Below are 20055 nucleotides of genomic sequence, written 5' to 3'. Positions count from 1 at the left end.
CTGTGTCTACGCACGTAGAATCTGGCTGTGGTGAAGAACGTAGAAGCGCACTTACCACTCTGGCAATACCGCCGCCGTTACTCAACGAAGCGGGCCCGGCAGGGTCAGCCGGAGCCCTGTATGCCCGACACACGGAGGGCGTGGGCGAGGTCGTGCTGGCTGCCCGGGGACACCGCGCCCGCCGCGTCCAGCAGCCGGGGCACCAGCGTGCCCGGGTCCTCGGCCGCCGACTCGGCCACCTCGGCGGGCGTACGGGCCCGTATGAACGCCGTCAGCAGGAAGGCCACCTCGCGGTGCGCGGTGTTCCCGAGCAGCGCGAGCGCGGTCTGCGCCACCTCGGCGACGGGCCGCGCGACGCTCTGCCGCAGCAGCCGCTCCCCGTCGGACTCCCGGCCCGCCGCGATCAGCGCCTCCGCGGCGGCGGCGAGCTCCTCGGGCGGCAGGCAGGCCATCTCCCACAGCAGCGTGGCCACGTCGGCGCCGAGCCCGGCCCGCTCCAGCTCGGCCGCCAGCACCGGCAGCCGCCCGGCGGGCCAGACGGCCGTCTCGCACAGCACGGCGTGCGCCTCGCCACTGCGCCCCTCCGCCCGCAGCCGCCCCAGCCGCGCGACGGCCCCACCGGCCGCCCGCCGGGCCTCGGCCAGCTCCTGCTGCGCACTGGCCCGGGCCCGCTCCTCGGCCTCCCGCTCCCGCTTGCGCGCAGCGCCCCGCACCCCGGGGAACCGGGCCCCGCGCGGGGCGGACGGCTGCTGCCCGGCCCCCGCGAACCGCGCACCGCGCGGGCGGGCCGGTTCGGCGCCCGGGGACGCGGGCGGTACGGGGCCCGGGGCGCCGTCGTACGCCTCGGCGAACCGCGCCCCGCGCGGCCCGGCCAGCCCCGCGGTCGTCGGGTCCTGCAGCCCGCCCACCATCCAGGACGACCGGGCCGCACCGGGCGGCGGGCCGTCGGTGCGCGGCGGCGGGGCGGTACGGGCGGCGCCCGGCTGAGGGCGCCCGGCCGGGCCAGTGGGCGAGGGGCCCGGCGGACCGGCCCCCTCCGGCACCGGCTGCCGAGGCGGTCCGGGCGGTGTTTCGGCGGGCACCGCGGCGGGCTCGGCGGGCGGCGGGCTCTCGCCCGCCGGGACCGGGAGGGCGGCCAGGCGGGCGGTGAGTTCCTCGCAGCGGGCCGAGGCCCGGTAGTGGTCGTCCTGGGCCCAGGCCAGGGCCGCGTCGACGGGGTCTCCGTCCGTGGTGGTCTCGGCCCCGGCGCGCTGGGCCGCCTGGAGGTCCCGCTCGCGGTCGGCCGCGGCGAACCGTTCACGGTGCATCGCGGCCAGGCGGGCGCGGAGCGCCTCGCGGGTGCCGGGGACCGCGTCATGGGCGGTGATCGAGGCGCGGTACAGGGTGGCCGCGCGGGCCGCGGCCACGTTGGCCGTCTGGGCGCCACGCTGGGCGGAAAGGTCCTGCAGAAGGGCCTGGACGACGTCCCAGGGCGGGATCTCCTGGCCGTCCAGACAGGCGCGCAAACCCTCGGGGTCGCGCTGCGCGAAAACCGCGTACCAGCCCAGGTCCGGGTCGATGCGCCGGGTCAGCGCGCGCAGATAGCTCGCGAACTCCTCGATCGCCGCCGGGAGTTGTCTGCCCGCCATCGCCACCCCCGCATTCGACACCCCGCATGTTACGGACCCGGGTACCGGCGCGCTACCGGTACATTTCCGGATTCGCCCGTGACAGGCGAGGTTGGTGTGGATTCCTACGGGGATTTTACGGTGGCGGCCCGGCCGGGGCCGGACCGCCACCACGAACACGGCGGATCAGCCCGCGGGCCTGACCACCATCGCCGAGCCGCCGCCGCGCCGCTGCGTCTCGGCCGCCGCCAGCCACCGGCCGTCGGAGAGCCGCTGGACGCCCGTCGCGGCCCCGATCTCGGGGTTCTGCTTGAAGGCGTGGCCCAGCTTCTCCAGCCGGGCCCGCTCCGGGCTGTTCCACAGCCCGGGCTCCAGCTCCGTCTGGGCGGCGTTGCGCTGGCTGGCCCGCGGTGCGGCGATCGCGTCGACCAGCGGCATGCCCCGGTCGAGGTGGTTCAGCAGGGTCTGCAGCACGGTGGTGATGATCGTGGCGCCGCCCGGTGAGCCGAGCGCCAGCACCGGCTTGTGGCCGTCGAGCACGATGGTCGGCGACATGGACGAGCGCGGCCGCTTGCCCGGACCCGGCAGGTTCGGGTCGTGGACGGCGGGGTCGGCGGGCGCGAAGGAGAAGTCGGTCAGCTCGTTGTTGAGCAGGAAGCCCCGGCCGGGGACGGTGATGCCGCTGCCGCCGGTCTGCTCGATGGTGAGGGTGTACGCGACGACGTTGCCCCACTTGTCGGCGGCCGTCAGATGCGTGGTGTTCTCGCCCTCGTACGTGGTGGGGGCGGCGTGTCCGCGCGTGTCGCAGGAGCCGGGGGCACCGGGGTTCGCCGGGTCGCCGGGGGCGAGCGGGCTCTTCAGCACCGCGTCGGGCTTGATGAGGCAGGCCCGGGAGTCGGCGAACGCTTGCGAGGTGAGCGCCTTGGTGGGGACGTCCTCGGCGGCCGGGTCGCCGACCCAGCGGCCGCGGTCGGCGAAGGCTATCCGGGATGCCTCGATGTAGCGGTGCAGATAGTCGCGCTCGCTCAAGCGGGAGAGGTCGGTGCGCTCCAGGATGTTCAGCGCCTCGGCGACGCTGGTGCCGCCGGAGGACGAGGGCGCCATGCCGTACACGTCCAGGCCGCGGTAGGAGGTGCGGGTCGGGGCCTGCCGCTTCGTCCCGTACGCCCGCAGGTCCTCGGCCCGCAGATCGCCGGGCCGCACGACGCGCTGCGCCTTGGGGTCGACGGGGGGCTTGCGCACCGTGGAGACGATGTCGCGGCCCACCTCGCCCTTGTAGACGGCGCCGACGCCCTTCTTCGCGAGCAGGGCGTAGGTGCGGGCGAGATCCGGGTTGCGGAGCGTCGAGCCGACGGCCGGGAGCTTTCCGCCGGGCAGGAACAGCTCGGCGGTGGCCGGGAAGTCCTTGAATCGGTCCTCGTTGTCGGCGGTCTGCTCGCGGAAGGTCTTGTCGACGGTGAAGCCGTCGCGGGCCAGCCGCTCGGCGGGCTTCAGCACCTGGCCGAGCGACCGGGTGCCCCAGTCCTTGAGGGCGTCGCTCCAGGTGGCCGCGGTGCCGGGGGTGCCGACGCCGAGCCCGCTGGTGACGGCGTCGTCGAACGGCAGCGGCTTGCCGTCCTTGCCCAGGAAGAGGTCCTTGTCCGCGCTGAGCGGGGCCCTCTCCCGGCCGTCGAGCGTGGAGACGCTGTGCCGCTTGGCGTTGTAGTAGACGAAGTATCCGCCGCCGCCGATGCCCGCCGAGTACGGCTCGGTCACGCCGAGCGCGGCCGCCGTCGCCACCGCCGCGTCCACCGCGTTGCCGCCGCGCCGCAGCACGTCGATCCCGGCCGCCGAGGCGTCCGGGTCCACGCTGGAGACCGCGCCGCCGTAGCCGGTGGCCACGGGTGTCTTGTCGGGCGTACCAGCGGCGGCCTCGGCGCCACTGGCGGCGTGCGCGCCCGCCGGGGCGATGCCGAGCACGGCGACCATCCCGGCCGCGGCGGCGAGCGCGGGCAGCGCGCGCCGTGCGGCTCGTGCCGTGGATCTGGTTGCTGCGGCTGGTCGTGCGGCGTGCCCCATCCGGACCTCCAAGCGGACGACAGAGAGAGCGGAGCCTACCGGCGGCGCTCATGCTCACGACAGAGGGCGACAGCGGGCGAGTGCCCTTCGGCATTCACTCGAACACGACTGCGGATGGCAGCTACGATGCGCGGCCATGAGTGACACCGTGCAGGACCTGATCGCTTCCGGAGCGGCCCTGATCGTGGGGGTGGCGCTCGGCTGGGCCGTGCACTCGGCGGCCGGACGCCGGGGGCGCGCCCGCGAGCAACGCTTCTTCGGCTTGCCGGACGGCTCGGAATGTGTGCTGGTCACCCACCGGGACAGCACCTCGGCGCACTGGTCCATCCCGCGCCATGACGCCCTCGCGCTGCTGGGGCTCGCCTCCGTCGTGGAGAACTGCGGGGCGCATGCCGAGGTGGCGCCGCACGACACGGGGCTGCAGGGCTTCGGCGCGCGCACCGAGTTCTGCGTCGGCGACCCGACCGCGCACCGTCGGCTGGCCGCGCACATGGCGAACCTGCTGCCGGGCGTGACCGTGCACCAGGGCGACGAGTCCGGCGCGAACCGCGGCAGCTTCACCATCGGCGGCACCGACTACCCGCCGGAGCCCGGCGCGGTCGAGCATGTGCTCGTGGCCCGGCTGACGGCGGGCGACGGCGGCCGCCCGGTCTTCCTGGCCGCCGGGCAGCGCCCGGTCACGCACCGCGCCGCCGTACGCCACCTGGTGCGCAACCGCGCCAAGCTGGCCCGCAAGCACGGGCCGCAGGGCTCGTTCTGCCTGCTGCTGAAGGTGGTCAACTCGCAGGCGTACGGCCCGGATGTGGTCGAACTGGTCGCGGACGTCACCAAGGCGGCCACCACGGGAGGCGGCCGGGCGTCCACGAAGTCGCTCCTCAAGGAGGGCTGAGCCGGGGGGATATCGCATCACGGACGGTGCCCGGGCCCGCTACGCCCGCATCGTTACCCAGGCGTAACTTGCCGCCCTATTACCAGCGGTAAGGCCCCGAGTTACCGTCAGGTCACTTAGGCCCTCCGGGCCTGCACCGGTGCTCCCCCAGCCCCCCACGGCATCCACGTCTGGAGCGACAGTGACCCCTGCCCGCCGAGCGCTGCGTACCACCGCCGCCGCCTCCCTTTCGGCGACCGTCCTGGCCGGTGCGACCTTCGTCCTCGCCCCCGCCGCCCAGGCCGCTCCCGCCACGTCCGCGGCCGCCTCCGCCGCCGACACCTCCGTACGATTCGTCGACATCCCCGGCGACGGCGGCATCACCCTGGCCGCCAACGTCGTCGCCCCGGCGGACGCCTCGGGCCGCCACCCCCTCGTCGTGCTGCCCACCAGCTGGTCCATGCCGCAGGTCGAATACCTCGCGCAGGCCAAGAAGCTCGCCGACTCCGGCTATGTGGTGGTCAGTTACAACACCCGCGGCTTCTGGCAGTCCGGCGGCCGGATCGAGACGGCCGGACCACCCGACGTCGCCGACGCCTCCAAGGTCATCGACTGGGCGCTGGCCCACACCGCCGCCGACCCCGACCACATCGGCATGGCGGGCGTGTCGTACGGCGCCGGGATCAGCCTGCTCGCCGCCGGTTTCGACAAGCGGATCAAGGCGGTCGTCTCGATGAGCGGCTGGGCGGACCTGATCGGGTCCATCTACAGCGGCCGCACCCAGCACGCCCAGGCCGCCGGGCTGCTCGGCGGCGCGGGGGCGCTCACCGGCCGCCCCAGCGACGAACTCAAGCAGACCCTGGAGGACTTCCTCGGCTCCAACCTGGCCAAGGAAGACCAGATGATCGAGTGGGGCCGCAAGCGCTCCGCGGCCACCTACCTCGACAAGATCAACGCCAATGGCGCGGCCATCATGCTGGGCAACGCGTGGGGCGACTCCATCTTCCCGCCCAACACCTACGCCGACTTCTACGAGAAGCTGACCGGCCCCAAGCGGCTGGAGTTCCGGCCGGGCGACCACGCGACCGCCGAGTTCGGCGGGCTCTTCGGGCTGCCCAACGACACCTGGGAGCACTCCCGGCGCTGGCTCGACCGCTACCTCAAGGGCGAGCGCAACGGCATCGACGGCGAGCGGCCGGTGCAGCTCATGTCCCGTACCGGCGGCGGCTACGAGGGCTACGCCAGCTGGTCCGCCGTCTCCTCGGAGCGGCGCCGGGTGGCGCTCGACCGGACCGCGACGGTCACCGCCAACCACGACTCGGGCGCCAACGCCGGGACCGTCCTGCTGACCGGCGCGCTCGACCAGTTCCTCAAGCTCCCGCCGCTCGCCTCGATCCCGCTGCTGCCGCGCTCGTACGCCGCCGTCTGGCAGACCGGGGCGTACGCGACCGAGCAGCGCGTCCGCGGCACGGTGTCCCTGCACACCACCCTCACCAGCGACAAGGCCGACGGCACCGCGGTCGCCTACCTCTACGACGTGGGCCCGCTCGGCGTCGGCAAGCTCATCAGCAACGCGCCCGTCACCTTCCACGACCGCACCCCGGGCAAGCCGTTCCCCGTCGACCTGGACCTGTTCTCGACGGCGTACGACGTCCCGGCCGGACACCGGCTCGCGCTGGTGGTCGACACCGTCGACCCGCTCTACATCGAGCACAACCCGGACGGCGCCCACCTCACGTTCTCCTCGCCGGCGGCCGACCCCTCGTATCTGTCGGTCCCGGTGCGCGACTAGCTAAGCGGTGTCGCCCGGCAACGGGGCGCCCGGGCCGGGCGGCGCCACCCGCACCTCTGCCGTCTTCACGCTGCGCCGCTGCCGCTTGGCGGCCCAGTTGGCGCACCACGACAGCAGCATGCACATCCCGATGTACACCGGCGAGATGACCATCACGACGGGGATGAACGGCAGGTCGTAGTCGAGGTTGGACGCGATGAGCTTGCCCGCGTGCAGGAACTCCTCGTAGGTGATGAGGAACCCGAGCGAGGTGTCCTTCAGCGCCACCACCAGCTGGCTGATGATCGCGGGCAGCATCGCCCGTACCCCCTGGGGCACCAGGACGTACGTCATGACCTGCGTCTTGCGCAGCCCCAGCGAGTACGCCGCCTCCCGCTGCCCGCGGTCCACCGACGCCACGCCCGCGCGGAACACCTCGGCGAGCACCGAGCCGTTGTACAGGGTCAGCCCGGTGACCAGGGCGGGCAGCGGCTGCACCTTCAGCGCCACGAAGACGAAGAAGATCATCACCAGGACGGGCATCGCGCGGAAGAACTCCACGATCAGCGTGGCCAGCCAGCGCACCGGGCGGTGGTCGGACAGCCGCCCGGCGGCCAGCACCGCGCCCAGCGCCAGCGAGAGGACGGCGGCGAGCCCGAACGCCTTGAGCGTGTTGGCGAGCCCGCGCAGCAGCAGCTCCTGGATGCCGGCGTACTCGAAGGGCATCCACTTCCGGTACGCGAACTGACCCGTGTCGACAAGGAGATAGATCACCCAGGCGATCAGGGCCAGCAGCACCAGCGTGGCGATCACCCCGTACAGGCGGTGGCGGCGGACGGTACGGGGCCCGGGGGCGTCGTAGAGGACGGCGGTGGCGGTCAACGCGGCACTCCCCAGCGCTTCTCCAGCACGGTGAAGACCGCGCTGATGGTCAGGGTCACGAGCAGATAGCCCACGGCGATCCAGACGAAGGACCAGACGATGCTGTAGCCCATCTCGTTGAGCGGTTTGTAGGTGCCGAGCAGTTCGGTGACGCTGAACGACCCGGCGATGGCCGAGTTCTTGGCGAGCGCGATCAGCGTCGAGCCGATCGGCGGGATGACGGCGCGGAACGCCTGCGGCAGCACCACAGCGCCCAGCGTCTGCTCGAAGGTCATGCCCAGGCTGCGGGCGGCCTCGCCCTGCCCGACCGGCACCGTGTTGATACCCGAGCGCACCGCCTCGCAGATGAACGCCGAGGTGTAGCAGCCGAGGGCGAGCACCGCGAAGGCGGTGAACGGCAGGATCAGCCCGAAGCGGGGCAGGCCCAGCATCACCGCGAAGAACAGCAGCGTCAGCGGGGTGTTGCGGAGCACCGTCACCCACGCGGTGCCGAACGCGCGCAGGCTCGCGACCGGCGCGACCCGGAAGGCGGCCATCAGGACGCCGAGCGCGAGGGCGAGCAGCGAGGCGTAGACGGTCAGCTCGACGGTGCCGAGCAGGCCGCGGCCGTAGAGCGAGAAGTTGTCGGTGAGCACGTCCATGGGTGCGGGGCCTTTAGTGGTAGCGGTCGACGGCGGGCGGTTTCGGGGCGGGCACACCGGACAGGCCGAGGGTCGCGTTGTACGCCCGCCTCCAGTCGCCGTTGCGCTCATGCGCCTCGATGGCGTCGTCCAGCGCGAAGCGCAGTGCGGTGTCCCCCTTGGGCACGCCGATGCCGTACGGCTCCTTGGAGAACGGCTTGCCCACGACCTTCAGCTCCTCGGGGACCTTGGCCGCGTAGCCGAGCAGGATGACGTTGTCCGTGGTGACCGCGTCGACCTGGTAGCTGAGCAGGTTGTCGACGCACACCGAGTAGTTGTCGTACGCGACCGGGTGGGCCTTGGGGTAGTCGTGCTGGATGCGCTGCAGCGGGGTGGAACCGGCCGCCGAGCAGACCGTCTTGCCCGCCAGGTCGCCGGGGCCGTGGATGTCGTCCGTGTCCTTGCGCACCAGCAGCGACTGCCCGGCCATGTAGTACGGACCGGCGAAGCCGACCAGCCTCTTGCGCAGCGGGTTGATGGTGTAGGTGCCGACGTAGATGTCGATCTGGCCGTTCTGGAGCGCGGTTTCCCGGTTGGCGGAGGCGATGCTCCGGAACCGGATGGTCCGGGGCGGGAAGCCGAGAGAGGCGGACATCATCTTGGCGATCTCGATGTCGAAGCCGGAGTAGCGGCCGGTGGCCGGGTCCTTCTCGCCCAGATAGGGCTGGTCCTCCTTGACCCCGGCGGTCAGGTACCCGCGCCGCTTCGCCTTCCGCCAGGTGGGCGAGGAGGGCAGCCGGAAGCCGGTGGCCACCCGGTAGCGCGGCAGCGCCTCGGCCTTGGGGCCCTTGGCGGGCGGGCTGCCCTCCTTGCCGCAGCCGGTGAGGGCGCCGCCGCCGAGGGCGAGGAGCAGCGCGAGGAGCGCGGTCAGGGTGCGCCTCATGTCCGTCATCACCCGGCTCAGTGCTTGAGGATCTTGGAGAGGAAGTCCCTGGCCCGGGCGGACTCCGGCGCTCTGAAGAACTCCTCCGGGCTGCGGTCCTCCACGATGCGGCCGTCGGCCATGAACACCACCCGGTTCGCGGCGGAGCGCGCGAAGCCCATCTCATGGGTGACGACGGCCATCGTCATCCCGTCCCGGGCGAGCTGCCGCATGACCTCCAGCACCTCGTTGATCATCTCCGGGTCGAGCGCCGAGGTCGGCTCGTCGAAGAGCATCACCTTCGGGTCCATGGCCAGGGCCCGGGCGATGGCCACCCGCTGCTGCTGGCCGCCGGAGAGCTGCGCGGGGTACTTGTCCGCCTGGTCCGCGAGCCCCACCCGGTCCAGCAGCTCCCGGGCCCGCCGCTGGGCCTCCGCCTTGCCGCGCCTGCGGACCTTCAGCTGGGCGAGCATGAGATTGTCCAGCACGGTCCGGTGGGCGAACAGATTGAACGACTGGAAGACCATCCCCACTTCGGCCCGCAGCCGCGCCAGTTCCCTGCCCTCCTCGGGCAGCGGCCGCCCGTCCACCACGATCGAACCCGACTGGATGGTCTCCAGCCGATTGATCGTCCGGCACAGCGTCGACTTCCCGGACCCGGAGGGCCCGATGACCACCACCACTTCCCCGCGGCCGACGGTGAGGTCGATGTCCTGGAGGACGTGGAGCGCGCCGAAGTACTTGTTGACGCTGCGCAGCTCGATCAGCGGTTCACCAACGGACATACCGCGCAAACTATCCACACGAAAGCGGTACTTCGGTCAGGACACGCACCGATGGGGCGATAACGCCCGATAGGGGTGGACCGCTAGACCTCGGAGACCTCCGCGTACAGCTGGGACAGTTCGGGGGCGCCGTCGGCGGCCCATTGCTGGCCCGCCTCGACCACGTCGACCTCCCGGCCGGAGCCGAGCCGGACCACCGGGCGGCCGTTGGGCCACACCTGCCAGACGGCGCCCGGCACGGTGCGGACGATGACCGTGCCCAGATACAGCCCGGCGTCGTTACCGAGCCAGGGCAGCTCCTCCGGGTCGTCGCGCCAGCGCGGCACCAGTTGGTCCAGCGCCTCCAGCGACCCGGCCGAGTCGTCGAGCCCGATGCCCGCCTGCGTGGCCCGGGCGCGCAGCAGTTCGCACTCGGAGAGGAGTTGCGCCACGCCTTGGGGGTCCGCCTCCTGGGCGCTCATCAGAGCCGTACCGGAGGCCGCACCATGCCGCTTGCGCCAGTTGTCCAGGAAGGGGATGTTCATACAGCTCAGCGTCGCACCAAGCGCACGGGCGCACCACAGGGCGCGCGGTGGGGTCCGTGACCCGTTGCTTGTCTTGACGACACCCGTCCGTCTCCCTACGTTCGCCATGCACCTGTCGAATCGCCGGTCGGGTCGGTTACGAGAGGGGACACATATGCGCGTCGGCAGACCATGGTCAGCGGCCGGAATCGTCGCGGGAGGCGCCATCCTCGTACTCCTCGCACCGGCCGCACCCTCGGTGGCCCAGGCCCCCACCACCACCAAGCCGCTCCCTTTGGAGCGGCTTTTCGACAACCGGGCGGTCGGTGACGACACCGCGCCGGGCACCGCCGACTTCGACGGGGCGGGCAACTCCCTCTCCGCGCAGGACCTGCGGGCCGCGGGCTGGACCCCCGGACGCACCATCGCCCTCGACGCGGCGCGGCTCAGCTGGCCGCAGAGCGCCGGGCGCCGCGCCGACAATGTGATCGCCGACGGGCAGTCGGTGCGGCTGCGGGGGCGCGGCGACGCGCTCACGTTCCTCGTCGCGAGCAGTTCCCCGGGCGGCCCCGGCGCCGGGGCGGGCGGCACCGGCACGGTCCGCTACCGCGATGGTTCGCACGGTACGTACACCCTGAGCGCCCCCGACTGGCGCGCGGGCCCCGCCGCCACCAAGGCGGTCGGCCTCCCGCACCTCAACACCGCCGACGGGCAGCGGCAGGAGGCGGCCCGGCTGTACGCGGTCACGGTGCCCCTGCGCGGCGACCGGGAAGTCGCGTCGGTGACGCTGCCGAAGGATCCGGGCCCGGCGGCCGATCTGCATGTCTTCGCCGCCTCGCTGCGGCAGCCCGCGCGGGGCTGGACCGGCAGCTGGGCCGCCAGCACCGCCGGATACACCAAGGCCGGGCCGTGGACCGACCAGACGCTGCGGCTCGTCGTGCACACCAGCGCGGGCGGGCCGGGCGCCCGGGTCCGGCTGGAGAACACCTTCGCCGCCGCCCCCGTCGAGATCGGCCACGCCACGGTCGCCCTCCAGGCGGGCGGCGCGGCGGCGAGCGACGCCCCGGTGCCGCTCACCTTCCGTGGCCGGGCCGGTACGTCGATCCCGGCGGGCGCGCAGGTCTTCAGCGATCCTGTGAACTTCGCCGTGCCCGCCGACGCGAACCTTTTGGTCAGCATTCACCTCCCCGGGCCGGTCGCGGCGGTGCCGGTGCACACCCAGGCCACGCAGCGCTCGTATCTGAGCGCGCCGGGGAGTGGTGACCGTACGGGCGAGGCGGGCGCCGACGCGTACACCTCCACCCTCACCACGTGGCCGTTCCTCACCGGCGTCGACGTCCGGGGCGGCCCGGGGTCGGTGGTGACCCTCGGCGACTCCATCACCGACGGCACCAAGTCCACGATGGACGCCAACCGGCGCTGGCCCGACGTCCTCGCCCGCCGTCTGCGCGCCCAGTCCGGTGGGTCCGGCGTGCCCGCGTACGGCGTCGTCAACAGCGGCATCTCCGCGAACCGCGTGGTCACCGACGTCTACCCGGGCGACGGCGTCTCCACGGTCACAAGCGGGGTGAGCGCGGGCAGCCGCCTGGAACGGGACGTCCTGGCCCAGACGTCCGCCCGTACGGTCGTCGTCTTCCAGGGCATCAACGATCTGCGCTGGGGCACGTCTGCCGAGGCCGTCATCGCGGGGTTGAAGGGCCTGGCCGCGCGGGCGCATGCGCGGGGGCTGCGGGTGGTGGGCGGGACGATCACGCCCTGCGAGGGCGAGGCGCTGTGCACCGCCGACGCGGATGCCCGGCGTTCGGTGGTGAACGCGTTCATCCGCGACAACGGCGGCGCGTTTGACGCGGTGCTGGACTTCGACGCGGTCGTGCGTGACCCCGGGCATCCGTCGCGGATCCTTCCCGCGTACGACAGCGGTGACCATCTGCACCCGGGCGATGCGGGCTTGAAGGCGATGGCGGACGCGGTCCCCCTGCGGCGCCTGCTGGGCTGAGGGGCTGTTCCCGGGGCTCCGCCCCGGCCCCTAGTTGAAGGCTCCGCCCCCAAACCCCCGCTCCTCAACCGCCGGAGGGGCTGGATGTGCCACAGGTTGTGGGCAATCGTTCCGCGAGGGGGCACCTCCCAGCGGTAGCTGGGCGAGGGACGGGTGGGCACAACCCGGCCACCGTCCCGCACCCGCGTACGAAACCCCCGGGGGCACCCCGGCCAGGCTCTGGGATCAGAGCTTGAGGTCTACGACGACCGGGGCGTGGTCGGACGCGCCCTTGCCCTTGCGCTCCTCGCGGTCCACATACGCATCGCCAACCGCCCCCGCGAAGGCCGCGTTGCCATACACCAAGTCGATCCGCATGCCGCGGTTCTTCGGGAAGCCCAGCTCCCGGTAGTCCCAGTACGTGAAGGGGTGGTCGTACTTCAGGGGGCGGGGGACGACGTCCGACAGTCCGGCTTCGCGCAGGGCGGCCAGCGCCTCGCGCTCCTTGTCGGTGACGTGCGTGAGCCCGTCGAAGCGGGTGCGGTCCCAGACGTCGTCGTCGGTCGGGGCGACGTTGAAGTCGCCGAGGACGGCGAAGGGCCGGGAGCTCTTCGCGTCCTCGGTCACGGTCGACCGCAGGGCCTCCAGCCAGCGCAGCTTGTAGTCGTAGTGCGGATGACCGATCTCGCGGCCATTGGGCACGTAGACCGACCACACCCGCGCCCCGCCACACGTGGCCGCTATGGCGCGGGGCTCCTGGTCGCCCTCGTAGTCGGGGCCGCCGGGGAGGCCGGAGACGATGTCGTCGAGGCCGACCCGGGAGACGACGGCCACCCCGTTCCACCTGCCGGTGGCGTTGACCGCGGCCTCGTAGCCCAGCTCGCGCAGGGGCTCGAAGGGGAAGGCGGTCTCGGCGCACTTGGTCTCCTGGACGCACAGCACGTCCGTGCCGCTGCTCTCCAGCCAGGCGAGCAGCCGGGGCAGCCGGGCGGTGATCGAATTGACGTTCCAGGTCGCGATGCGCATGGGAGACAACCTACAGCCCGGGTCCGACAGCCTAGAGCGGGAGCGATTCGCCCGGCAGCAGGCGGATGTGATCGGCGCCGCCGGTCCCCGGTCCGTCCGGGCCCAGCATCCGGCCGTACACCTGCGGGGCCAGGTCGGAAAGCAGGATGTCGTGGATGTCGATCGCGCGCCGCGGCGCGACCTCGCGTACGTAGTCGAGGATCTCGGAGAACTTGTTCCAGGGCGCGTGCAGCGGCAGCAGCAGGGTCTCCACGGGACGGTCCGGCACGGTGAGCGCGTCGCCCGGGTGGAAGACCGCGCCGTCCACCGCGTAACCGACGTTGGTGATCCGCGGGATGTCGGGGTGGATGACGGCGTGCAGTTGCCCGTGCACCTCGATGTCGAAACCGGCCGCGGTGAAGGTGTCGCCGTCGCCGACCGTGTGCACCCGGCCCGGGAAGGCCGCCGAGATCTGCCCGGCGACGCTGGCGAGGGTCCAGATCCGCGCGGCGGGGTTGGCATCGAGCGCCGCCCGCAGATGCTCCTCGCTGAAGTGGTCGAAGTGCTCGTGGGTGACGAGAATCGCGTCCGCGCCGACCGCCGCGTCCTGTTCGGTGAAGGCTCCGGGGTCGATGACGAGGCGCTGCCCGTCCTTCTCCAGCCGGACGCAGGCGTGGCCCTTCTTGGTGAGCTTCATGGGGATCATTGTCCTCCCCCGCCACCCGCGCGACGCGCCCGGGACCACGCGCCTACTCCTCGGGGCTGGTCTCCTCGCGGATGACCCGCTGGGCCACGGCGAAGGCGGCGTTCGCGGCGGGCACCCCGCAGTAGATGCCGGTGTGCAGCAGCACTTCCTTGATCTCGGTCGGCGTCAGCCCGTTGCGCAGCGCGGCCCGGGTGTGGAAGGCGAGCTCGTCCAGGTGGCCGCGGGCGGCCATGGCGGTGAGGGTGATCACGCTGCGGGTGCGGCGGTCGATGCCGGGCCGGGTCCACACCTCGCCCCACACATAGCGGGTGATGAAGTCCTGGAAGTCGCCGGTGAACTCGTCGACCTGGGACTCCGCGCGGTCCACATGGGCGTCGCCCAGCACCTCGCGCCGGACCTTCATGCCCTGCTCGTAACGGTCGGCGCGGCCGTCCGGCGCGGACTCGGGCGGCTGGGTGTAGCCGATCTCGACGGGCGGCCCGGCGTGCGCGGCGGCGGCCGGTGCGGTACGCGGCGGGGCCGGGGCGGTGACCGGCGGCGGCACGGGTGTCAGCACGGGCTTGACGGGCGGGGCGGAGACCGCGGTCATCCCGGTCGGGTGGTCCGAGGACTGCCACGAGCTGGAGAAGTGGCGTACGAGCAGATCGGTGACGGCGGCGGGCTGCTCGACGGGCGCCAGATGGGACGTACCGGGGACGAGCGCGAGCCGGGCGTCGGGTATGCCCGCGACCAGGACGCGGGCGTCCGCGGCCGGGGTGACCTGGTCCTCGGCCCCGGCCACGACGAGCGTGGGGATGCCGATCCGGCCCAGCTCGGGGCGGATGTCGAAGGCGGCCAGTGCCTCGCACGCGGCGATGTAGCAGCCGGGGTCGGTGGTGCGGACCATCTGGACGGCCCAGTCGACGATGGCGGGCTGGGCGGCGGCGAAGGTGGAGGTGAACCAGCGCTCGGGGGTGGCGCGGGCGATCGGGTCGAGGCCGTTGGTGCGGACCACGACGCCGCGCTGCCGGAAGGAGTCGGCGGTGCCGAAGCGCGGGGAGGCGGAGACGAGGGCGAGTGAGCCCACTCTCAGGGGATGTCGCAGCGCCAGTTCGGCGCCGATGGCCCCGCCGAGCGAGCAGCCCGCGTAGCCGAAGCGGTCGATGCCCAGCATGTCGAGGGTGGCCAGCAGCCGCGCGGCGAGTTCCGCGACGGAGGGGGCGGGGTGGGCGGGTGAGCCGCCGTGGCCCGGGAGGTCGAAGCGGAGGACGCGCCAGTGGCGGGACAGCTCGGGTATCTGGCGGTCCCACATGTGCCAGGTCGTGCCCAGCGACGGTCCGAGGACGAGTACGGGCCCGTCCTCGGGGCCGTCGGTCCGGTACTGAAGTGTCTTGGTCTCGCTCACCCGGAAACGGTATCCCGAACGTCGTAGCGGTCCCTACGGCGTAATGGTGGAGACCACGTAGACCTTCGGATGTGCCGGGTTGTCGTTTCTGACCGTGATCCTCAGCTTCGGCTGCGGATCCTTCTGCTTGATGACCATGCCGGACCAGTCGTGACCGGCGGCTCCGACCTGCCAGCCCACGTTCTTCGCCTGCTCGTCCGTGATCGTCACCGCGCCCTTCTCCAGCGCGGACGGACGGGTGCCGAGCTTGGTCAGGAAGCTGTCGAGTCCGCCGCGGGAGGTGACGAACTGCACGTACAGCGAGCTGACCTTCCACGAGTTGGTCTCGTACGAGGCGACCTTGCGCGCGTGCTGCGGGACCGGCACGTCGTAGATGCGCCGCTGCACCCGGGACGGATAGCCCGCGGAGAGGCCCTTGGCCTTGGCCGCCTGGACCTTCTCCGAGCCGCCGTCGCGGCTCTGCATGGCGGAGATCGCCAGATAGCCCGCCGGGATCGCGATCAGCAGGAAGACGATCACGGCCTTGAGCCAGCGGCGCGGCGGACGGCCACCGTCACCGCCGTACGCACCGGGCGTGGCGGGCGGCACGCCGGGCGTGCCGGGCCGCTCGGACACGGGGCTTCCGTTGGTACCGGACACGGGGGCTCCTCCGGGGCGCTGCTCGGCGGTGTTCACTCGCGGCCCGCCTGACCGCGCGGCGCCAGCCGCAGCGGGGAGGAGGACCCGGCGCGCTCGTACCGCTCGACCCGGCGGCGGGTGGCACGGCGGAAGCGGCGGGCGACGAGCCGGGCGAGATCGGCGGCGCCGACCATGCCCGCCTCGGGTCCCAGCTGGGCCTTGACGATACGGGCCTCCGGCCGGTAGCCGCGCCCGGTCAGGGTACGCCGGAACGCCTCCCGGGCCGGGACGATCAGCAGATCGTCGGCGGCGCTGACGCCGCCGCCGATCACGAAGCAGGAGGGGTCGAGGGCGGCGGCGAGGTTGGCGATGCCGACCCCGAGCCACTGGCCGATGTCCTGGAGGAGCTCGATGCACATGGCATCGCCGTCCCGGGCCAGCTCGGTGATCAGCGGCCCGGTGATCTCCTGGATGTTGCCGCCGACCCGGTCGTTGATCCCGTACGCCACCGGCGACTCGGCGGCGGCCAGCTCACGGGCCTCCCGGACCAGCGCGTTGCCGGAGCTGTACTGCTCCCAGCAGCCCCGGTTGCCGCACGGGCAGCGGTGTCCGGCGGGCACGACCTGCATATGGCCGAACTCCCCCGCGACCCCGTACTTGCCGCGCTTGACCTGGCCGTCCTCCAGAATCGCGCCGCCGATGCCGGTGCCGAGCGTGATCATGACGAGATGGTCCTCGTCGCGTCCGGCGCCGAACCGCCACTCGGCCCACGCCGCCGCGTTCGCGTCGTTGTCGACCATGACCGGAACGGCGAGCCGCGCGGCCAGCCGGTCGCGCAGCGGCTCATTGCGCCAGGACAGATGCGGTGCGAACAGGACCCGGTTGCGGTCCGCGTCCACCCAGCCCGCCGCCCCGATGCCGACCGCGTGCACATCGTGCCGGTCGGACAGGTCCAGGACGAGTTCGGTGATCGTGTCCTCGACCACCTTGGGGCTCTTGGACTTGTCGGGCGTCTCGGTGCGCACCTTCTCCAGGATGTTGCCGTCGGCGTCGACGACCCCGGCCATCACCTTCGTGCCACCGATGTCGATGCCGACCGTGGGGACCCGGGGCGCGCTCAGATGCGAGCGGCGCTCACGCGTGCCGACGGTCCGCAGCACGGTGGCCCTGGCCGAGCCGCGGTGCACTCTTTCGCGGTAGATGCTCATCGGCCGGCCCCTTCACCGGTGCGGGGGATGCGGTCGCTGCGGGTGCGTGCTCGCAAGAGTTCGTCGTCCCTGCGGGTGTCTCGGGAGGCCGGGGCCTCGGCGTGCGGTGGTCATGACGCGGGTGGGGCCCGCCGTGCGATTGTGCCTCAACCGGCCCTCGCGGTGCATGGTGAGCCACCGGACACCCGGCCGATCGGGCCTCACTCAGCGCGCCAGCTCGTGGGTCAGTTGTTCCAGCTCGCTGCCGCCCGCCATCTGGCGGGTCAGGTCGTCCAGCGCGATCTCGTCCTTGGCGTGGCTGCCCGCCATCGTGCCGCGCTTGAGCAGGACGAAGCGGTCGCCGACCAGGTAGGCGTGGTGCGGGTTGTGCGTGATCAGGACCACTCCGAGCCCGGCGTCGCGCGCGGCGGCGACGTACTTGAGCACCACCCCGGACTGCTTGACGCCCAGCGCCGCCGTCGGCTCGTCGAGGACGAGGACCTTGGCGCCGAAGTGGACGGCGCGGGCGATGGCCACGCACTGGCGCTGGCCGCCGGAGAGGGTGCCGATGGGCTGGTCGACGTCGCGCAGGTCGATGCCCATGCGCAGCAGCTCGCGGTGGGTGGTCTCGCGCATGGCGGGCACGTCGAGGCGGGTGAAGGGGCCGCGGCCCTTGCGGAGCTCGGAGCCGAGGAAGAAGTTCCGCCAGACCGGCATCAGCGGGACGACGGCGAGGTCCTGGTAGACGGTCGCGATGCCGCGGTTCAGGGCCTCGCGCGGCGAGCCGAGCCGGGTCTCCTCGCCCTCGACGGCGAGGGTGCCCTCGTCGTGCTGGTGCAGCCCGGCGACGATCTTGATGAGCGTGGACTTGCCCGCGCCGTTGTCGCCGAGGACGCAGGTGATCCGCCCGGCGTGGACGTCGAGCGAGACGCCTTCGAGGGCCCTGACGTTGCCGTAGTGCTTGCCGATGTCGCGCAGCGCGATCAGCGGAGTCCCGGATGCGCCGTCGGTGTTAGTGCCGGTGTCGGTGCTCATGCGCTTGCCTCCGCCCGCTTGCGGACCCACCAGTTGAGCAGCGTGGCGAGCAGCAGCATCGCCCCGAGGAAGAACTTGAACCAGTCCGCGCCCCACTGCGCGTACACGATGCCCTTGTTGGTCATGCCGAAGATGAACGCGCCGACGGCGGCGCCCACCGCCGAGCCGTAGCCGCCGGTCAGCAGGCAGCCGCCGATGACGGCCGCGATGATGTACAGCAGTTCGTTGCCGACGCCCTCGCCGGACTGGACGGTGTCGTACTTGAACAGCAGATGCTGCCCGGAGATCCACGCCGCCAGGGCGACCCCCATGTAGAGCCCGATCTTGGTGGCGTTCACGGGTACGCCGACCGCGCGGGCCGCCTCCTTGGCACCGCCCACCGCGAAGATCCAGTTCCCGGCGCGGGTGCGCAGCAGGATCCAGGTGGCGAGCGCGATCAGGGCGAACCACCACACCACGGTGATCTGCAGCTCCACGTCCCCGATGGTCAGCTCGGAGGCGAAGACCCGGCGGGCGGAGGGGAAGCCCTCCATGTCGGCGATGGTCTTGGTGGAGACGGTCTCGCTGATCAGCTTGGTGAAGCCGAGGTTGCAGCCCTGGAGGATCAGGAAGGTGCCGAGCGTGATGATGAAGCTCGGCAGGTTGGTGCGCACCAGCAGATAGCCGTTGAAGAAGCCGATGGCGAGGGTGACCAGCAGGGACACCCCGGCGCCGACCCAGACGTTCGCCGTCATCTGGTACGAGAACATCGACGAGACCAGCGCGGACGAGGTGACCAGGACGCCGGTCGACAGGTCGAACTCGCCGCCGATCATCAGCAGCGCGACCGGCACCGCCATGATCCCGATGGTCGAGGAGGCGTACAGCACGGTGCTGAAGCTCGACCACTGGAGGAAGGCGTCGGCGGCGATCGAGAAGAAGACGAACACGGCGGCGGCGCCGACGACCGCGCCCAGCTCCGGGCGGCCCGCCAGGCGGGGCAGCAGCGGGGTCCGCGCCACCGGGCGCGCCTCGGTCTCGCCCTCCTGCGGCAGGGACCGGGTCTCCGCGCTCATCGGGTGCCCCGCTTCGTGAACGCCGCCAGCTTCTTGGCGTCGTCCTTGGTGACGATCTGCGGGCCGGTGAGGACCGGCTTGCCGCCGCCGAGCACGTCCGCGTTGTAGCGCTGGAGCCAGAGCAGGTCCACCGCCTCGTACCCCTGGAGATACGGCTGCTGGTCGACGGCGAAGCCCAGCGTGCCGTCCTCCAGCCCGGCCGCGACCTTCGCGTTGAGGTCGAAGGTGTCGATCTCCGCCTTGCTGCCCGCCTGCTCGACGGCCTGGGAGGCGGTGTCGGCGAACGGCGCGCCGAGGGTGAGGACGGTGTCGATGTCCTGGTCGGACTGGAGCTTGGCCTCGATGGAGGACTCCACGTCGGGCATGTTGGTGCCCTCGACGTAGATCTTCTGCAGCTTTCCGTCGAACGTCTTCGCCGCGCCGTCGCAGCGCTGCTCGTGGCCCACGTTGCCCTGCTCGTGCAGGACGCACAGGGCCTTCTTGCGGCCGCGCTTGTTCAGCTCGTCGCCGACGGCCTCGCCCGCGATGGTCTCGTCCTGGCCGACGTGGGTGAGCGCGCCGAACTTCTTGGACTCGGCGGAACCGGAGTTGACCGTGATCACCGGTATCCCGGCCTTCTGGGCGCGTTGCAGGACGGACTTCATGGCGTCGGGCTTGGCGAGGGTGACGATCAGGCCGTCGACCTTCTGGTCGATGTACGACTGGACCTGCTGGGCCTGTTCCTTGCCCTCCTCGTTATGGGCGTAGAGGAACTTGACGTTGTCCTTGACGGCGGCCTGCTCGGCGCCGTTCTGCACGATGTCCCAGAAGGTGTCGCCGTCGCCGGAGTGGGTGACCATGGCGAAGGTCATCCGCGGGGTGTTGACCGCCGCGTGCCCCGAGGCCGCCTGCGCGGCCCGCTTCTCGGCACGCAGCCCGCCGGTACTGCTGCACCCGGCCAGGGCCGCGCCCAGCAGTGTCGCCAGCACGGCGGCGGTCAGCGCGCGTGCCCCTGTCCCAACTCTGGCCACGAAGAAGCCTCGTCCCTCTCGTCCCGTTTCATGTCCGCGGCCGGGAGCGACATGATCGGCCCCG

Annotated in this window: 18 protein-coding genes; 3 read left to right on the top strand and 15 right to left on the bottom strand. The window is 72.3% G+C overall.

The genetic code is table 11. The annotated features are described in order from the left end of the window. Window positions 1-104: 104 nt before the first annotated feature. Window positions 105-1649 (bottom strand): hypothetical protein, encoded by a 1545-nt coding sequence (locus ACZ59A_RS19770; RefSeq protein ID WP_470960335.1) that lies wholly within the window; start codon window positions 1647-1649, stop codon window positions 105-107. A gap of 144 nt (window positions 1650-1793) precedes the next feature. Beyond that, entirely contained in the window at window positions 1794-3665 is a 1872-nt protein-coding gene (gene ggt / locus ACZ59A_RS19765) for a gamma-glutamyltransferase (protein ID WP_470960333.1), read from the bottom strand. A 136-nt stretch (window positions 3666-3801) separates the two neighbouring features. On the opposite strand from ggt, the gene ACZ59A_RS19760 reads away from it, so the two are divergent. Continuing rightward, the gene (locus ACZ59A_RS19760; RefSeq protein ID WP_470960331.1) at window positions 3802-4554 is read left to right on the top strand and encodes a hypothetical protein; all 753 of its coding nucleotides are present in this window, start codon (window positions 3802-3804) and stop codon (window positions 4552-4554) included. 181 nt (window positions 4555-4735) lie between these two features. Continuing rightward, complete coding sequence (locus ACZ59A_RS19755; RefSeq protein WP_470960330.1) at window positions 4736-6325, top strand: alpha/beta fold hydrolase; 1590 nt, start codon at window positions 4736-4738, stop codon at window positions 6323-6325. Here ACZ59A_RS19755 and ACZ59A_RS19750 read toward each other — a convergent pair whose 3' ends face one another. The 5 genes from ACZ59A_RS19750 to ACZ59A_RS19730 form a co-directional block, all read right to left on the bottom strand. Then, window positions 6326-7186, bottom strand: a complete 861-nt coding sequence (locus ACZ59A_RS19750; RefSeq protein ID WP_470960328.1) for an amino acid ABC transporter permease — start codon at window positions 7184-7186, stop codon at window positions 6326-6328. Further along, window positions 7183-7827 (bottom strand): amino acid ABC transporter permease, encoded by a 645-nt coding sequence (locus ACZ59A_RS19745; protein ID WP_470960326.1) that lies wholly within the window; start codon window positions 7825-7827, stop codon window positions 7183-7185. Before ACZ59A_RS19745 ends, ACZ59A_RS19750 begins: the two co-directional genes overlap by 4 nt. Before the next feature lie 13 nt (window positions 7828-7840). Continuing rightward, a complete protein-coding gene (locus tag ACZ59A_RS19740; RefSeq protein ID WP_470960324.1) occupies window positions 7841-8758 on the bottom strand; it encodes a glutamate ABC transporter substrate-binding protein in 918 nt (305 codons plus the stop codon). An 8-nt stretch (window positions 8759-8766) separates the two neighbouring features. Then, a complete protein-coding gene (locus tag ACZ59A_RS19735) occupies window positions 8767-9513 on the bottom strand; it encodes an amino acid ABC transporter ATP-binding protein (protein WP_470960322.1) in 747 nt (248 codons plus the stop codon). Between the two features lie 83 nt (window positions 9514-9596). Then, window positions 9597-10037: a DUF6278 family protein gene (locus ACZ59A_RS19730; protein WP_468047345.1), complete on the bottom strand. Its 441-nt coding sequence runs from the start codon at window positions 10035-10037 to the stop codon at window positions 9597-9599. 154 nt (window positions 10038-10191) lie between these two features. On the opposite strand from ACZ59A_RS19730, the gene ACZ59A_RS19725 reads away from it, so the two are divergent. Further along, window positions 10192-12012 carry an SGNH/GDSL hydrolase family protein gene (locus ACZ59A_RS19725; RefSeq protein ID WP_470960320.1) on the top strand — a complete coding sequence of 607 codons (1821 nt, stop codon included), beginning with the start codon at window positions 10192-10194 and terminating at the stop codon, window positions 12010-12012. 225 nt (window positions 12013-12237) lie between these two features. On the opposite strand, the gene ACZ59A_RS19720 is transcribed toward ACZ59A_RS19725, so the two are convergent. The 8 genes from ACZ59A_RS19720 to ACZ59A_RS19685 form a co-directional block, all read right to left on the bottom strand. Further along, window positions 12238-13017: an exodeoxyribonuclease III gene (locus ACZ59A_RS19720; protein WP_470960318.1), complete on the bottom strand. Its 780-nt coding sequence runs from the start codon at window positions 13015-13017 to the stop codon at window positions 12238-12240. Window positions 13018-13048: 31 nt separating this feature from the next. Continuing rightward, a complete protein-coding gene (locus ACZ59A_RS19715) occupies window positions 13049-13693 on the bottom strand; it encodes an MBL fold metallo-hydrolase (RefSeq protein WP_470960316.1) in 645 nt (214 codons plus the stop codon). 52 nt (window positions 13694-13745) lie between these two features. Continuing rightward, window positions 13746-15086 (bottom strand): bifunctional 3-oxoadipate enol-lactonase/4-carboxymuconolactone decarboxylase PcaDC, encoded by a 1341-nt coding sequence (gene pcaDC, locus ACZ59A_RS19710; protein ID WP_470960314.1) that lies wholly within the window; start codon window positions 15084-15086, stop codon window positions 13746-13748. A 33-nt stretch (window positions 15087-15119) separates the two neighbouring features. Further along, entirely contained in the window at window positions 15120-15725 is a 606-nt protein-coding gene (locus ACZ59A_RS19705) for a hypothetical protein (protein WP_470960312.1), read from the bottom strand. A 32-nt stretch (window positions 15726-15757) separates the two neighbouring features. After that, a complete protein-coding gene (locus tag ACZ59A_RS19700) occupies window positions 15758-16912 on the bottom strand; it encodes an ROK family glucokinase (protein ID WP_468047358.1) in 1155 nt (384 codons plus the stop codon). A 204-nt stretch (window positions 16913-17116) separates the two neighbouring features. Continuing rightward, the gene (locus tag ACZ59A_RS19695; protein WP_470960310.1) at window positions 17117-17926 is read right to left on the bottom strand and encodes an ATP-binding cassette domain-containing protein; all 810 of its coding nucleotides are present in this window, start codon (window positions 17924-17926) and stop codon (window positions 17117-17119) included. After that, window positions 17923-18981 carry an ABC transporter permease gene (locus tag ACZ59A_RS19690; protein ID WP_470960308.1) on the bottom strand — a complete coding sequence of 353 codons (1059 nt, stop codon included), beginning with the start codon at window positions 18979-18981 and terminating at the stop codon, window positions 17923-17925. Before ACZ59A_RS19690 ends, ACZ59A_RS19695 begins: the two co-directional genes overlap by 4 nt. Continuing rightward, on the bottom strand, window positions 18978-19961 hold the full coding sequence (locus ACZ59A_RS19685; protein ID WP_470960633.1) for a sugar ABC transporter substrate-binding protein: 984 nt from the start codon (window positions 19959-19961) through the stop codon (window positions 18978-18980). The genes ACZ59A_RS19690 and ACZ59A_RS19685 overlap by 4 nt, the downstream gene beginning before the upstream one ends. Window positions 19962-20055: the final 94 nt, after the last annotated feature.

This window comes from Streptomyces sp. NPDC040405 (assembly GCF_055595765.1).
This window is presented reverse-complemented; position numbering and strand designations above follow the sequence as displayed.

Bases quoted from the DNA above. Each gene is read 5' to 3' on its own strand.
- ACZ59A_RS19725 (WP_470960320.1), top strand. From the start codon at position 10,192: ATGCGCGTCGGCAGACCATGGTCAGCGGCCGGAATCGTCGCGGGAGGC.
- ACZ59A_RS19695 (WP_470960310.1), bottom strand. From the start codon at position 17,926: ATGAGCACCGACACCGGCACTAACACCGACGGCGCATCCGGGACTCCG.
- ggt (WP_470960333.1), bottom strand. From the start codon at position 3,665: ATGGGGCACGCCGCACGACCAGCCGCAGCAACCAGATCCACGGCACGA.
- ACZ59A_RS19720 (WP_470960318.1), bottom strand. From the start codon at position 13,017: ATGCGCATCGCGACCTGGAACGTCAATTCGATCACCGCCCGGCTGCCC.
- ACZ59A_RS19745 (WP_470960326.1), bottom strand. From the start codon at position 7,827: ATGGACGTGCTCACCGACAACTTCTCGCTCTACGGCCGCGGCCTGCTC.
- ACZ59A_RS19740 (WP_470960324.1), bottom strand. From the start codon at position 8,758: ATGACGGACATGAGGCGCACCCTGACCGCGCTCCTCGCGCTGCTCCTC.
- ACZ59A_RS19700 (WP_468047358.1), bottom strand. From the start codon at position 16,912: ATGAGCATCTACCGCGAAAGAGTGCACCGCGGCTCGGCCAGGGCCACC.
- ACZ59A_RS19735 (WP_470960322.1), bottom strand. From the start codon at position 9,513: ATGTCCGTTGGTGAACCGCTGATCGAGCTGCGCAGCGTCAACAAGTAC.
- ACZ59A_RS19730 (WP_468047345.1), bottom strand. From the start codon at position 10,037: ATGAACATCCCCTTCCTGGACAACTGGCGCAAGCGGCATGGTGCGGCC.
- ACZ59A_RS19760 (WP_470960331.1), top strand. From the start codon at position 3,802: ATGAGTGACACCGTGCAGGACCTGATCGCTTCCGGAGCGGCCCTGATC.
- ACZ59A_RS19690 (WP_470960308.1), bottom strand. From the start codon at position 18,981: ATGAGCGCGGAGACCCGGTCCCTGCCGCAGGAGGGCGAGACCGAGGCG.
- ACZ59A_RS19715 (WP_470960316.1), bottom strand. From the start codon at position 13,693: ATGAAGCTCACCAAGAAGGGCCACGCCTGCGTCCGGCTGGAGAAGGAC.